At 70.1% G+C, this 13239-nt stretch carries 13 protein-coding genes; 4 read left to right on the plus strand and 9 right to left on the minus strand.

The window, feature by feature from the left end:
• Positions 1-117 precede the first annotated feature (117 nt).
• Together ACFWQG_RS00245 and ACFWQG_RS00250 are read right to left on the minus strand one after the other, a co-directional pair.
• Entirely contained in the window at positions 118-2463 is a 2346-nt protein-coding gene (locus tag ACFWQG_RS00245; RefSeq protein WP_378505562.1) for an MMPL family transporter, read from the minus strand.
• 53 nt (positions 2464-2516) lie between these two features.
• A complete protein-coding gene (locus ACFWQG_RS00250; RefSeq protein WP_378505563.1) occupies positions 2517-3164 on the minus strand; it encodes a TetR/AcrR family transcriptional regulator in 648 nt (215 codons plus the stop codon).
• A 205-nt stretch (positions 3165-3369) separates the two neighbouring features.
• Between ACFWQG_RS00250 and ACFWQG_RS00255 the strand changes: the two genes are divergently transcribed.
• Positions 3370-4413 (plus strand): LLM class F420-dependent oxidoreductase, encoded by a 1044-nt coding sequence (locus ACFWQG_RS00255; RefSeq protein WP_378505564.1) that lies wholly within the window; start codon positions 3370-3372, stop codon positions 4411-4413.
• Positions 4414-4557: 144 nt separating this feature from the next.
• Positions 4558-5454, plus strand: a complete 897-nt coding sequence (locus ACFWQG_RS00260; protein WP_378505565.1) for a universal stress protein — start codon at positions 4558-4560, stop codon at positions 5452-5454.
• A gap of 84 nt (positions 5455-5538) precedes the next feature.
• On the opposite strand, the gene ACFWQG_RS00265 is transcribed toward ACFWQG_RS00260, so the two are convergent.
• Positions 5539-5802, minus strand: coding sequence for a hypothetical protein (locus ACFWQG_RS00265; RefSeq protein WP_378505566.1), 264 nt, complete (start codon positions 5800-5802; stop codon positions 5539-5541).
• A 69-nt stretch (positions 5803-5871) separates the two neighbouring features.
• Here ACFWQG_RS00265 and ACFWQG_RS00270 point away from each other — a divergent pair, with 69 nt between their 5' ends.
• Positions 5872-6522, plus strand: a complete 651-nt coding sequence (locus tag ACFWQG_RS00270; RefSeq protein ID WP_378505567.1) for a response regulator — start codon at positions 5872-5874, stop codon at positions 6520-6522.
• An 18-nt stretch (positions 6523-6540) separates the two neighbouring features.
• Here the strand turns inward: ACFWQG_RS00270 and ACFWQG_RS00275 are convergent, their stop codons facing one another.
• Complete coding sequence (locus tag ACFWQG_RS00275) at positions 6541-7128, minus strand: TetR/AcrR family transcriptional regulator (RefSeq protein WP_378505568.1); 588 nt, start codon at positions 7126-7128, stop codon at positions 6541-6543.
• Between the two features lie 90 nt (positions 7129-7218).
• On the opposite strand from ACFWQG_RS00275, the gene ACFWQG_RS00280 reads away from it, so the two are divergent.
• The gene (locus ACFWQG_RS00280; protein WP_378505569.1) at positions 7219-8247 is read left to right on the plus strand and encodes a beta-ketoacyl-ACP synthase III; all 1029 of its coding nucleotides are present in this window, start codon (positions 7219-7221) and stop codon (positions 8245-8247) included.
• Between the two features lie 75 nt (positions 8248-8322).
• Here the strand turns inward: ACFWQG_RS00280 and ACFWQG_RS00285 are convergent, their stop codons facing one another.
• From ACFWQG_RS00285 to ectA, 5 genes are read right to left on the minus strand one after another with little or no spacing between them, the layout of a single operon-like run.
• Positions 8323-9897, minus strand: a complete 1575-nt coding sequence (locus tag ACFWQG_RS00285) for a GAF domain-containing sensor histidine kinase (protein ID WP_378505570.1) — start codon at positions 9895-9897, stop codon at positions 8323-8325.
• Positions 9898-9954: 57 nt separating this feature from the next.
• A complete protein-coding gene (locus ACFWQG_RS00290) occupies positions 9955-10818 on the minus strand; it encodes a phytanoyl-CoA dioxygenase family protein (protein ID WP_378506026.1) in 864 nt (287 codons plus the stop codon).
• Positions 10811-11233, minus strand: coding sequence for an ectoine synthase (locus tag ACFWQG_RS00295; protein ID WP_378505571.1), 423 nt, complete (start codon positions 11231-11233; stop codon positions 10811-10813). Before ACFWQG_RS00295 ends, ACFWQG_RS00290 begins: the two co-directional genes overlap by 8 nt.
• A complete protein-coding gene (gene ectB, locus ACFWQG_RS00300) occupies positions 11230-12516 on the minus strand; it encodes a diaminobutyrate--2-oxoglutarate transaminase (RefSeq protein WP_378505572.1) in 1287 nt (428 codons plus the stop codon). Before ectB ends, ACFWQG_RS00295 begins: the two co-directional genes overlap by 4 nt.
• Entirely contained in the window at positions 12513-13040 is a 528-nt protein-coding gene (gene ectA, locus ACFWQG_RS00305) for a diaminobutyrate acetyltransferase (RefSeq protein WP_378505573.1), read from the minus strand. Before ectA ends, ectB begins: the two co-directional genes overlap by 4 nt.
• Positions 13041-13239: the final 199 nt, after the last annotated feature.

Below are 13239 nucleotides of genomic sequence, written 5' to 3' on the forward strand. Positions count from 1 at the left end.
GGTGGTGCCACCCGGCGCGTTCACCCAGCCTATGTCGGGAAGCGGGTCGGGGCCGGACGACACCTCCGGCCGCGTCGCGGTGGCGACGCGGCCGGAGGTGTCGTGCCGGAACCCGGGCTATGGTGCGGCCGGTGCCGGGCTGGCCTGCTCGTCGGGCAGTTCGCGACGGAGCTTCTCGCCCTCGATGTCGACGTTCGGCAGGATCCTGTCCAGCCACTTTGGCAGCCACCACGCCTTGTCCCCGAGCACCGCCATCACCGCGGGGATGATCACCATCCGGACGATGAACGCGTCGAACAGGACGGCGGCGGCGAGGGCGAACCCGATCGACTTGATGAACGAGTTGGGTTCGAGGATGAACGCGCCGAACACCGAGATCATGATCAGCGCGGCCGCGGACACGACGCGGGCGCCGTGGCTGAAGCCAATGGTCATGGCCTCCTTCGCGGACGCACCGTGCACGTACTCCTCGCGCATCCGGGTCACCAGGAACACCTGGTAGTCCATCGCGAGGCCGAACACCACCCCGATCAGGAAGATCGGCATGAAGCTGACCAGCGGCTGCGGGTTCGAGATGAGCCCGCCCCAGCCCTCCTGGAAGATCGCGACGGTGGCACCGAAGGTGGCCGCGACGCTGAGCAGGAAGCCGAGGGCCGCGGTCAGCGGCACCAGGATCGACCGGAACACCAGCATCAGCAGGATGAACGCCAACCCGACGACGATGATCAGGTAGGGGACCAGTGCGCCGAGCAGTCGATCGGAGATGTCCGTCTCCAACGCGGTCTGCCCGGTGACGCCGTAGTTGACGCCGATCTGCTCGTGCAGGTCGCCCTCGCCGTCGCGGATCGACTGCATCAGGTCGACGGTCCGGCTGTCGGTGGGGGCGCTGCCGGGGGTGACGAGGATCTGGGCGGTGTCCCCGGCCGGGTTCATCGCGACGATCTGCGCGTTGACGACGTCGTCCTGCTCGGAGATCGTCCGGACCACCGTGCCGAACGCCTCGGGTGCCGGGACCGTGGCGTCCTTGGCGTCGACGACGACGATCAGCGGGGAATTGCGGCCGGGGCCGAACGCGTCGGACACCAGGTCATACGCCTGCCGCGAACTGGTCGCGGGGTCGCCGGTGCTCTCGGACGGCAGGGCCAGCTTCAGTCCGGCGGCGGGCAGCGCGAGGACGCCGAGGACGGCGATGCCGGCGATCAGCGGGATCGCGGGCCTGCGGCCGACCCAGCCCGCGTAGCGGGTGGCCGGACCGGGGGCCGCGTCCTCCGCCTCCGGGTCCGGCGCCGTGACGAACGGTAGCCGCCCCGCGAACGCCTTCCTGCCGAGCAGGCCGAGGAAGGCGGGCAGGAAGGTCAGCGCGACGAGCACCGCGATCAGTACCGCGAACGCGGCGGCCATGCCCATGTCGGAGAGGAACTTGATGCCGACGACACGGAGCGCGACGAGCGCGATGATCACCGTCAGGCCCGCGAACACCACCGCGGATCCGGCGGTGCCGACCGCGCGACCCGCGGCCTCCTCCCGGTTGCCGGTGACGGTGATCTCGTGCCGGAAGCGGGACACGATGAACAGCGAGTAGTCGATCGCGACGGCGAGGCCGATCATCACGGCCAGGGTCGGTGTCATCGACCCGAGCTCGGTGAAGCCGGTCGCGACCGTGATACCGAGCGAGCCGATGCCGACACCGATGATCGCGGAGATCAGCGGCAGGCCGGCCGCGACCAGGGAACCGAAGGTGAGCATCAGCACGACGGCGGCAACGGCGAGGCCGATGAGTTCGGCGGATCCGCCCGGCATTTCGGGGGTCTGCGCGGCGGAGCCGCTGACCTTGACGGTCAGCCCGGCGTCCCGTGCGACCTGCGCCGCGGCGTCGATCCGGTCGGTCAGCTCGGTGGTGACATCCTGGTAGTCGCCGCCGAACGGGACCTCGACGTAGCCGACCGTCCGGTCGGGGCTGAGCGGGGAGAGTGCCTGCGCATCGGCGAGGGCCTGGTCGACGGGCTTCCCGGTCTCCTCGGCCTGCGCGGTTGTCATCGCCGTCAGCTGCTCGTTCGCGACGACGGGGTTGACCAGCGCGCCCCGGGACTCCTCGGGTGACGCGGTCGCCGGGTCGACCTTCGCGGCCGGATCCACCAACTCGATGCCGCGGATCTGCGCGAGGGTGGCATCCATCGCGGCCTGATTCCCCGGACTGTCGAGGGTCTGACCCTCCGGAGCGGCGAACACGTACCGCGCGGAGATCGAACTGAACGGGTCCTTGTCGCCTGCCGGGAACCGTTCCGCCATCAGGTCCTGCGCCTTCTGCGCGGGGGTCCCCGGGATGGAGAACGAATCGTTGGTCGGGCCGGACAGGGTCGCGGCGCCGACACCCATCAGGACGAGGATGGCGAGCCAGATGGACAGGACGGTGCCCTTGCGCCGGTAGGCGAACTTGCCGATCCGGTACAGGTAGGTGGCCATGAAGGACCCTTCGTGTGTCGGGGGTGCGGGTGGCTGGGCGGGTCGGTGATCGGTTAGGGGACGGGCGGCGCTGGCCGGGCGGCGGGGGGTCTGCGGGGAGTCGGCTGCGGGAGCCCGGCACGCAGCATCGCGAACGTCTCCCGGACCAGGGGCTCCGGTGTGGGATGGCCGGTGTTGCCGCCGAGCCACAGCTCGATCGCGGACTTGGCCGCGGTGCCGACCGCCATCTGCAGCACGTTCGGATACAGGTCGGTGTCGACGTCCGTCCCGGTGCGCGCCGCGATCGCCTCGCCGAGGGTGCGGGTGACCCGGCCGTGCAGGGCGATGTGGCGGGCCAGCAGCGCGGGGCTGTCCTCGATCAGCATCATCTCGGCGCGGACGTCCTCCAGATCGCGGACCGGATCGAGGACGATGGACAGGACGATCGCCTCGAGGGAGTCCCAGATCGGTTCGTCGAGGGGGCGCGCGTAGAGGCGTTCCACCCAGCCCGCGACGTCGGCCTCGAAGCGGTAGAGCACCGCTTCTTCCTTGGAGGCGAAGTAGTTGTGGAACGTGCGGGTGGACACGCCGGCCTCCGCCGCGATCGCCTCGGCGGTGACGCCGCCGAGGCCGGCCGGTTTCGCGAGGCGGATCGCGGCCTCGCTGAGTGCCAGGCGGGTGGCGGCCTTCTTCTGGTCGCGCAGGCCGGTGGGGGTGCTCACCCCCACCAACGTACGGAAAGTGCAGTTCTCTGCAAACTTGCAGGTTGATGCAAAACTGTGGGGTTGGTTACATCCGCCGCCGTGCCGTGGCGACCGTCACCCGCCCCCGGGTCATCGATCCCGCTCGCCTCGGTCCTACGGTTTCCCGACCTGGCTGCGTAATGTCCTAGCGAGCAGTCACCTCACAGCCGATTGGAGTGTCCCGGTGCACATCGGAACCCAGATCACCTACAGCGGCGGGTTCGCCGAAACGGTCGCCGAGGTCGCCGACCTCGAACGGGCGGGCCTCGACATCGCGTTCATCGCCGAGGCCTATTCGTTCGACGCGGTCAGCCAGCTCGGCTTCCTCGCCGCGAAGACCACCAGCCTGAAGCTGGCGTCCGGGATCTTCCAGATCTACACCCGCACCCCGTCATTGATGGCGATGACCGCCGCCGGGCTCGACTACGTCTCCGGCGGACGGTTCGTGCTCGGCATCGGTGCCTCCGGCCCGCAGGTCATCGAGGGCTTCCACGGCGTGAAGTACGACGCCCCGCTCGGGCGCACCCGCGAGCTCGTCGACATCTGCCGCCAGGTGTGGCGCCGCGAGAAGGTGCAGTACGACGGCAAGTACTACCAGGTGCCGCTGCCCGCCGAGAAGGGCACCGGGCTCGGCAAGCCGCTCAAGCTGATCAACCACCCGGTGCGCGAACGGATCCCGATCGTCATCGCCGCGCTCGGCCCAAAGAATGTGGCGCTGACCGCCGAGATCGCCGAGGGCTGGCAGCCGATCTTCTTCCACCCGGAGAAGGCCCGGACCGTGTGGGGCGAGTCGCTGGACGCCGGCAAGGCCAAGCGCGACCCGGCGCTGGGCGAGCTGGAGATCTACGCCGGCCCGGCGCTCGCGATCGGTGACGACGTCGAGCACATGCTGGAATGGATCAAGCCGCACCTCGCGCTGTACATCGGCGGCATGGGTGCGCGCGGCAAGAACTTCTACAACGATCTCGCCTGCCGGTACGGATACGAGGCGGAGGCGAAGACCATCCAGGACCTGTACCTGGACGGCAAGAAGCAGGAGGCCGCGGCCGCGGTGCCGGACGAACTGGTGCGCGCGATCTCGCTGATCGGCCCCGAGGGGTACGTCCGGGAGCGGGTGGCCGCGTTCAAGGAGGCGGGCGCGACGACCCTGACCGTCACCCCGATGGCCCCCGACACCGCGGGCCGGGTCTCCCAGATCGAGAAGCTGCGCTCCATCATCGACGCGTAGCGGCGCGACACCCCCGCCTCATGGTTCCCGGCGGGGCGGGGGTGATGGCCGCGACGCACGACACGGACCGTCGACCGACGCGGCGCGGCCCCGGAACCGGGACAATGGGCACCGACAGTGTCTCGAGCCGAGTGAGGGAGCAGCATGAGCGCAGGCAAGCCCGTCGTGGTTGGCGTGGACGGATCGGAATCGGCGTCGACGGCCGTGGTGTGGGCGGCGCGAACGGCCGCGGCCCGCACGCTTCCGCTGCTGCTCGTCTCCGTCGTGCACGTACCCGCCTACTACTACACCGAGCCCTATCTGGTGCGCGGCTACGGCGACGACCTGAAGAACGCGGGCCGTGCCCACCTCGACAGCGCCGCGGTACTCGCCCGCGAGGCCGCCGAGGAGGTGGGTCCGCTCGAGGTGGACAGCAAGCTGCACGAGGGCCGGATCTCGGAGATCCTGCTCCAGTACGCGCCGCGGGCGTCGATGATCGTCCTCGGCAATCGGGGGCTCGGCGAATTCAGCGGGGCGCTGCTCGGGTCGGTCGCCCGCGCGGTCGCCGCGCACTCGACGGCGCCCGTCGCGGTGGTTCGCGGGCGCACGCTCGACGGCAGGCCGCCGACCGAGGGCCCGATCGTGGTCGGCGTCGACGGTTCCGAGATCAGCGAGGACGCGCTCGCTGCCGCGTTCCGGGAGGCGTCCGCGCGGAACGCGCAACTGATCGCGGTGAACGTGTGGAGCGACGTGTCGGTGCAGCCGTCCCTCGGCGCGACCGAGGACGATCCGCACTGGCGCTCGATCCAGTCCGCGGAGGAGGCGGTGCTGTCGGAGCGGCTCGCCGGTCACATCGAGCAGTACCCGGACGTGCCGGTGCAGCGGGTGGTCCGCCGCGACCGGCCGGTCCGGGTGCTCAGCGAATTCGCCGAGCAGGCGCAGCTTCTCGTCGTCGGCAGCCACGGCCGCGGTGGATTCGCGGGCATGCTGCTCGGGTCGACCAGCGCGGCCCTGATGAGCACCGCGGACTGCCCGGTGCTGATCGTGCGTCCGACGCCGTAACCGGGCCGACCCGCACCGCGCGAAGGACCGGTACCGATCGGTACCGGCCCTTCGCGCGTGCGACGCGGCAGCGTCGGTGTCGGTTCAGCCGAACTCGTCGAGCCCGCCCGCCCGCAACTGCGCCCACACGTCGGTGGGGTGCACGCCGCGGCGGACGGCGTCATTCTCGATCAGCACGCCGAGCAGGACCGAGTTCAGGAACGCGAGCGCGTCCGGGTCGTGCCGGGCGGACTTGACCTCGGCCCACCGGGCGACGTTGCCGCGCTTGGCCGCGGACGCCATCTCCAGCGCCGTCTCGAACAGGGCAGCGGCATCGGACGCGGGTCGGGTGGTGGTCAGGTCGGTCACGGCGTCGAGCCTCGCCGACGGGGACCCCGGCCGATAGTGCCGAAGGTCCCGATGTGCTGGGATCGGAGCATGCAGACACGGCTGTTCCTGGTCGACGACCACGAGATCGTGCGGCGGGGTCTGGTGGACCTGCTCGGCGGCGCCCCCGACCTCACCGTCGTCGGGGAGGCGTCCTCGGTGTCGGGTGCGCTGGCGGGGTATCCGGAGTCCGGCGCCGACGTCGCGGTGCTCGATGTGCGGCTGCCCGACGGGTCCGGGGTGGAGTTGTGCCGCGAACTGCGGTCGATGCATCCGGGGCTGCGGTGCCTGATGCTCACCTCGTTCTCGGACGACGAGGCGCTGTTCGACGCGGTCATGGCAGGCGCGTCCGGCTACCTGCTCAAGCAGATACTGGGCACCGACCTGATCTCCGCGGTGCGAACCGTCGCCGCGGGCGGCTCCCTGTTCGCCGACCGGGACACGGCAGCGGTGCTGGCCCGGATCCGCGAGCAGCGCACCCAGGGCGGTCTCGTCGATGTGCTCACCGATCAGGAGAAGGTGGTGCTCGACCTGATCGGGGAGGGGCTGACGAACCGGGAGATCGGGGCCCGCATGCACCTGGCGGAGAAGACGGTGAAGAACTACGTGTCCCGGCTGCTGGCGAAGCTCGGGATGCAGCGCCGCACGCAGGCGGCGGTGCTGGCGACCGAGCTGAGGGGCCGGCCCGGCCGCGGACGGTGACGCGGACTCCGGCCGCGGTCAGCGCGCGCCGTCGAGGTGGTGCCGCAGCAGCACCGTCAGCTGCCCGTGCGCGTCGGTGAATGGGCGGCTCGACCCGAGCGCGCGGGCCTGCACGATCGCGCCTTCGATCACCGACAGCAGCAGGCCCGCTGTCGGCCGTGCGGTTGCCGCGGGGATCCCGGCCGCGACCAGTCCGTCGGCGAGTCGGGCCGTCCACTCGTCGAACGCCTGCCCGGCCGCGGCCCGCACCGCCGGATCCGATTCGTCCAGCGCGGCGGCCATCATGAACGAACCGAGCCGGTAGTCGCTCGATTCGAGCGGCTCGCGCCAGAACGCGAGCAGCTCGTCCAGCCAGTGCTCGATCGACGGTGCGGTGGAGAGGGCGTCCGCGGTCGCGGCAAGGTGGGAGTGCACCACCCGGGAGACGATCCGGGTCGCGGCCTCGACCAGCTGACTCTTGCCCGCCGGGAAGTGCTGGTACAGCGAGTTTCGGGAGGCGTTGCTCCGCTTGAGGAGTTCGGTGAGCCCGGCCGCGTGGATCCCGCACTCCTGCACCATCGTGATGGTGCTCGCGAGCAGGCGGGCGCGCGGGCGCGGCGGCGTCATGGGAATCCTCCGATTCGCTTGTGTGAACCGATCGGTTCATGTTAGATCGGATTCGGACGTGAACCGGTCGGTTCATAGCGAGAGGATGTCATGCCCGCCCAGATCGCCACCGCAACACCCGTCGCCAACGCGGCGCTCCTTGGTCTCGGGGTGTACCGGCCCCGCCGCGTCGTTCCCAACGCCGAGATCGTCGACCGCATCGATTCCTCCGACGAGTGGATCCGGACCCGATCGGGGATCACCGCCCGGCACTGGGCCTCGGACGACGAGACGATCGTCTCGATGAGCGTCGCCGCCGCGCGGGACGCCCTGTCCGCCGCCGGGATCGCCGCCGATCAGGTCGACGCCGTGGTGCTGGCCACCTCGTCGCAGATGGTGCTCGGGCCCTCGGCAGGCGCGGTGGTCGCCACCGAACTCGGCATGCACGACACCGCCGCCTACGACGTCTCCGCCGGCTGCGCGGGGTTCTGCTATGCGCTCGGCAACGCGGCGGCCCTGGTGCGGGCGGGCCAGGCGCGGCACGTCCTGGTGATCGGCGTCGAACGGCTGTCGGACCTGCTCGACACGTCCGACCGGACCTGCGCATTCATCTTCGCCGACGGCGCGGGTGCCGCCGTGGTCGGACCGTCCGACGTCGAAGGGATCGGCCCGGTCGCGTGGGGATCGGACGGTGCGCAGACCGCGGCGATCAAGCAGGACAAGGACTTCATGGCGTACTTCGCCGAGGTCGCGGACCGCGGTGCGGATGCCGAGCGCCCCTACATTCGGATGAACGGGCAGGCGGTCTTCCGGTGGGCGGTGACCTTCCTGGAGAAGGCCTGCCGCGACGCCCTGGAGCGTTCCGGTGTCACCGTCGACGACCTCGACGCGTTCGTGCCGCATCAGGCCAACAGCCGGATCACCGACGCGCTGGTCCGGGCGCTGGGTGTGCCCGACTCCGTCGCCGTCGCCCGCGACATCGTGGAGGCCGGAAACACCAGTGCCGCATCGATTCCGATGGCGATGGAGCAGCTGCTGCGGTCCGGCGACGCGAAGGCCGGGGACACCGCGCTGCTGATCGGTTTCGGTGCGGGCCTTGCCTACGCCGGGCAGGTCGTCACCCTCCCGCCGATCGCCTGACCCGACCCGCACCAGCGAACGGGCGGTTGCCGCGCCGGCCACTCGGTCGATGTCCCGGCAACCGCCCGTTCGGTGTCACAGCAGCGGTGCGCGCCAGGTGAGGGTGGTGCCGCCGCCGAGGGCGGACCGCACCTCGCAGGCGCCGCCACACGCCGCGGCCCGCTTCGCCAGATTCGACAGGCCACTGCGGGGTTCGGCGCCGGACATGCCGACCCCGTCGTCCGCGATCGCGACCACGAACTCGTCGGCCGCCGTCACCGTGACGGTGATCGAGCGCGCGGCGGCATGTCGGCGCGCATTGGAAAGACCCTCACGGAGAACGGCTTCCGCGTGCAGGGCGATGGTCTGGGGGACCAGGGTGTCGATCGCCCCGGAGAACTGCACCGACGGGGTGACCTCGGACGTCAGCTCGCCGACCACGTCCAGCAGCCGCCGTCGCAGCCCGGCGGTCGGGGTGGCCTCCGCCGACTGCAGATCGAAGATGGTGGTGCGGATCTCGCGGACCGTGGTGTCCAGCTGTTCGACGGACCTGGCGAGCACCTCCGCGGTACGACCCGACGCCGTCGCGGCAATCGACTGCAGGCTCATCCCGGTCGCGAAGAGGCGTTGGATGACGTTGTCGTGCAGGTCCCTGGCGATCCGGTCGCGGTCGGCGAGCACGTCCAGCAGCCGCTGCTGACGCTGCTGGTGCGCGAACTCGAGGGCCACCGCCGCCAGGTCCGCCATCGACGCGAGCCGCTGCATCTCGTCCGGGTCCCAGTCGGGCCCGCCCGCCCCCGCGCTGACCACCAGCGCGCCCTGGACGTGCTGCGGGCCCGACACCGGCACCGTCGCCGACCGGACCGCGCCCGCGTTGAGCTCCGCGAAGTCGACCCGCTGCCCGACCGTTCGTCGGGGATCGGTGGATGCGAGCACGGCCCCATCCGAGTCGACGGTGTCGACCAGGGTGACCGCGTCCGCGGAGCCGAGTTCACGTACCTGCCGCACCAGCAGGTCCAGGGTCTCGGGTACCGAACCGCCGATCAGCAGCCGCGAGGTGATCGACGACATCGCCGTCAGCCAGCGTTCCCGGGTGCGGGACTGCTCGAACAGTCGGGCATTGTCGATCGCCAGCGCCGCCGCCTCGGCCAGCACCGTCAGGATCGTCTGGTCCTCGTCGGTGAACTCCGGGCCGGCGCGCTTCTCGGTGAGGTAGATGCTGCCGAACGCCAGACCACGCACGATGATCGGCATCCCGAGGAAGCTGCGCATCGGGGGATGGTTCGGGGGAAACCCGATCGAGGAGGCGTGGGTGGCGAGGTCGCGGATCCGGACCGGCCGGGGATCCTCGATCAGCAGCCCGAGCAGGCCGCGGCCCTCCGGAAGGTGGCCCATCGACGCGCGGGTGGCGGCGTCGATGCCCTCGTACACGAACTCCGACAGCCCGCCGCCGGGGGCCCGGACACCGAGTGCGCCGTACCGCGCCCCGAGCAGTTCGGTGGCGGTCCGCACGATCCGCTGCAGGGTGGTGTCCAGGTCCAGACCGGCGCCGACCACCAGCACCGCCTCAAGCAGATCACGCAGGGTCCGCGGGGAACTGACGCTCTCGCCGAGGCGGCGGTGCACGGTGCCGAGCAGCTGATTCAGGCCGCTGGCGGGATCGTCGACCATGCCCCGAGCCTACTGGGGGCATGGTCGACGGGGCCCGGTGCCCGGCTCGCTGGCGGGTCAGCCCCGCGCTGCCAGGTGGAGCGGGCGGGGGGTGCTCGCCGCGTACGGGTGCTGGAGCCGGTTGGAGACGCTGTTGAAGACGACGAAGATGTTCGAGCGCGGCATCGGGGTGATGTTGCCGCCCGACGCGTGCAGCACGTTGCTGTCGAACACGGTCATCGACCCGACGGGCCCGGTGAGCACGTCGATGCCGTGCACGGCGGCCAGTTCGGTGACCGCCGTCTCCGACGGAACCCCGATCCGGGGTGTCGTCGTCACCAGTGATTCGCGGTGGTGGTCCGGCGGGGTTTCGCCGCGGCACTGCACGAACACCCACTGGGTGCCCGGCAAGATCATCAACGGACCATTGTGGGATTCATTGGGGGTCAACGCGATCGACGCGCTAACCGCCCTCGGTGCCGGCATTCCGTCCTCGGCGTGCCAGGTCTCGAAGTCGGAGTGCCAGTAGAACGCGCCGCCAACGAAGCCCGGCTTGTGGTTGAGCCGGCTCTGGTGGATGTACACCTCGCTGCCGAGGATCCGCCGGGCCAGGTCCGCGGCGCCCGACTCGGCGATCGCCTCCCGCACCACCGCGCTGAGCGCGACGACGTCAAAGATCGAGCGAACGTCGGCGTTCGACTCCTCCCGCACGATCCGCTCGTCCCCGACCAGCGCCGGATCCGACCGGATCCGCTCGATCTCCGCCCGGCACGCCGCCGCGGTCTCGTCCGAGATCGCCCGCATCCGCTGCAGGTAGCCGTTCTCCTCGAAGTGCGCCAGTTCGGGATGCCGGTCGGTGCCCCACAGGACCGGGTCGAGGCGGTCCAGCACCTCGGGCAGGTCGGCCACCCGACTGGGATAGCGGTCGACACCCTCACGCATCGGCATCGACGGGCTCGCGCTCGGCGACGGTGAGCAGCGGGTAGACGCCGTTCTCGTCGTGCACCTCCCGCCCGGTGACCGGGGGATTGAACACGCACAGCATCCGCATCTGGGTGACCGGTTCGACCCGGTGCCGCTCGTTGCCGTCGAGCAGGTACATGGTGCCCGGACGCAACCGGTGCACCTCGCCCTTGTCGAGGTCGGTGAGGATGCCGTCGCCCTCGATCAGCCAGACCGCCTCGATGTGGTTGGCGTAGTGGAACTCGTTGACCGATCCGGCGGCGATGGTGGTCTCGTGGAAGGAGAATCCGACGCCGTCGCCAGCGAGGACGATCCGCTTCGAGCGCCAGTTGCCGTCCTCGCTGGTGATGTCGCGGTCGGTGTCGGTGATCTCGTCGGTGGTACGCACGATCATGCTCGCAGCTCCTGCTCTCGGCACACGGCCGTCACGGACTCGGTGAGGATCCCCAGGCCGAGTTCGAGTTCGTCGGTGGAAATGGTCAGTGGTGGAAGGAGTTTCACGACCTCGTCGGAGGGGCCGGACGTCTCGGCGAGTAGTCCGCGCTCGAACGCCGTTCGGCACACCGCCTCCGCCTGCTCGGGTCGCTCAAACACCAGACCCTGGACCAGCCCGCGACCGCGGGTGTCCAGGCCCTCAAACCGTGCCGACAGGTCGGCGAGTGCGGTGTGCACCTGAGCGCCCTTCGCCCGCACCGACTTCGCGAGGATGTCGTCGGCCCAGTACTGCTCGAGGGCGGCGGTGGCGGTGACGAAGGCGGGGTTGTTGCCGCGGAAGGTGCCGTTGTGTTCGCCGGGGGACCAGACGTCGAGTGCGGGTTTGAAGAGGGTGAGGGCCATCGGGAGGCCGTAGCCGCCGATGGACTTGGAGAGGGTGACGATGTCGGGGGTGATGCCGGCGACCTCGAAGGAGAAGAAGGGGCCGGTGCGGCCGCAGCCCATTTGGACGTCGTCGACGATGAGGAGGATGTCGCGGGTGGAGCAGAGGTCTGCGAGGGCGCGGAGCCATTCGGGGCGGGCGATGTTGACGCCGCCTTCGCCCTGGACGGTTTCGACGATGACGGCGGCGGGGCGGTTGAGTCCGCTGCCGCTGTCGTCGAGGACGCGTTCGAACCAGTGGAAGTCGGGGGTTTCGCCGTCGAAGTAGTTGTCGAAGGGCATGGGGGTGGAGTGGACGAGGGGGATGCCGGCGCCTGCGCGTTTCATGGAGTTGCCGGTGACGGAGAGTGATCCGAGGGTCATGCCGTGGAAGGCGTTGGTGAAGTTGACGATCGATTCGCGGCCGGTGACCTTGCGGGCGAGTTTGAGGGCGGCTTCGACGGCGTTGGTTCCGGTGGGTCCGGGGAATTGGACTTTGTAGTCGAGTCGGCGGGGGGTGAGGATGAGGTCGTCGAAGGTTTCGAGGAAGCGTCGCTTTGCGGTGGTGTGCATGTCGAGTCCGTGGGTGATGCCGTCGGATTCGAGGTAGTCGATGAGGGCGCGTTTGAGGACGGGGTTGTTGTGTCCGTAGTTGAGTGCGCCTGCGCCTGCGAAAAAGTCGACGTAGTCGCGGCCGGTCTCGTCCTGGATCCAGGTGCCCCTGGCCCGGGTGAACACGGTCGGCCAGGACCGGCTATAGCTGCGAACCTCGGATTCGCGTTGGTCGAAGATCGTCGTGTCGGGCGAGAGAACTGTGGTCATCGGCGTCCGCCTCCGTGGATCGGTCCTATGGTGTACAGGTCTTCTGCGGCGTGCCCCTCGGGGAAGTGGTCGGCCGCGAACAGGGGGCGGGCATAGATGCCGGTGTCGCGCCGCCTGGCGAGTGCGGTGAACATCGCAATCGACGAGGGATTGTCCGCCGTGATGGTGGTTTCGAGGAACCGGACACCGAATCCTCTTGTCCAGTCGAGGATTCGGTCCAGCATCGCGACACCGACACCCCGCCCGCGGGCGGCCTCGTCGACCGCGACCTGCCAGATGAACAGGGTGTCCGGGGATTCGGGACGCACATAGCCGGTGACGTACCCCGCCACCCGCCCGTCGATCTCGGCGACGGCGGACGTGTTCGGGAAGTCGCGGCACCACAACAGGTAGGCGTACGCCGAGTTCACGTCGAGCACCCGCGAATCCTTCGCGATCTGCTGCATCCGGATGGAGTCGGACAGGCGCGGCCTGCGCAGCACCGTCGTTCCTTCGTGCGCGGGAGGGTCGAGAAGGTCGGGCATGGGCCTCCGTTCGGCTTGGCCCGTCGCCGCGCTGACACACGGGGGACGGGGAGCGTCTTCGCCGCTGATGACACGAGCGGCTAGGCCGCTGATGACAGGAGCGCAGCCCGGCCGCAGTGTCGGGCGCGGCTCGGCCGCGCTGTCAGGTGACGGCTTCGCACTCCAGCGTGCGCGAACGATGTTGAGGTGATCCGGTCGC

It is taken from the genome of Rhodococcus sp. NPDC058532 (genome assembly GCF_042719255.1).
Lineage (GTDB): Bacteria > Actinomycetota > Actinomycetes > Mycobacteriales > Mycobacteriaceae > Rhodococcus_G.

Bases quoted from the DNA above. Each gene is read 5' to 3' on its own strand.
- ACFWQG_RS00245 (WP_378505562.1), bottom strand. From the start codon at position 2,463: ATGGCCACCTACCTGTACCGGATCGGCAAGTTCGCCTACCGGCGCAAG.
- ACFWQG_RS00260 (WP_378505565.1), top strand. From the start codon at position 4,558: ATGAGCGCAGGCAAGCCCGTCGTGGTTGGCGTGGACGGATCGGAATCG.
- ACFWQG_RS00270 (WP_378505567.1), top strand. From the start codon at position 5,872: ATGCAGACACGGCTGTTCCTGGTCGACGACCACGAGATCGTGCGGCGG.
- ACFWQG_RS00275 (WP_378505568.1), bottom strand. From the start codon at position 7,128: ATGACGCCGCCGCGCCCGCGCGCCCGCCTGCTCGCGAGCACCATCACG.
- ACFWQG_RS00280 (WP_378505569.1), top strand. From the start codon at position 7,219: ATGCCCGCCCAGATCGCCACCGCAACACCCGTCGCCAACGCGGCGCTC.
- ACFWQG_RS00285 (WP_378505570.1), bottom strand. From the start codon at position 9,897: ATGGTCGACGATCCCGCCAGCGGCCTGAATCAGCTGCTCGGCACCGTG.
- ACFWQG_RS00290 (WP_378506026.1), bottom strand. From the start codon at position 10,818: ATGCGTGAGGGTGTCGACCGCTATCCCAGTCGGGTGGCCGACCTGCCC.
- ACFWQG_RS00295 (WP_378505571.1), bottom strand. From the start codon at position 11,233: ATGATCGTGCGTACCACCGACGAGATCACCGACACCGACCGCGACATC.
- ectB (WP_378505572.1), bottom strand. From the start codon at position 12,516: ATGACCACAGTTCTCTCGCCCGACACGACGATCTTCGACCAACGCGAA.
- ectA (WP_378505573.1), bottom strand. From the start codon at position 13,040: ATGCCCGACCTTCTCGACCCTCCCGCGCACGAAGGAACGACGGTGCTG.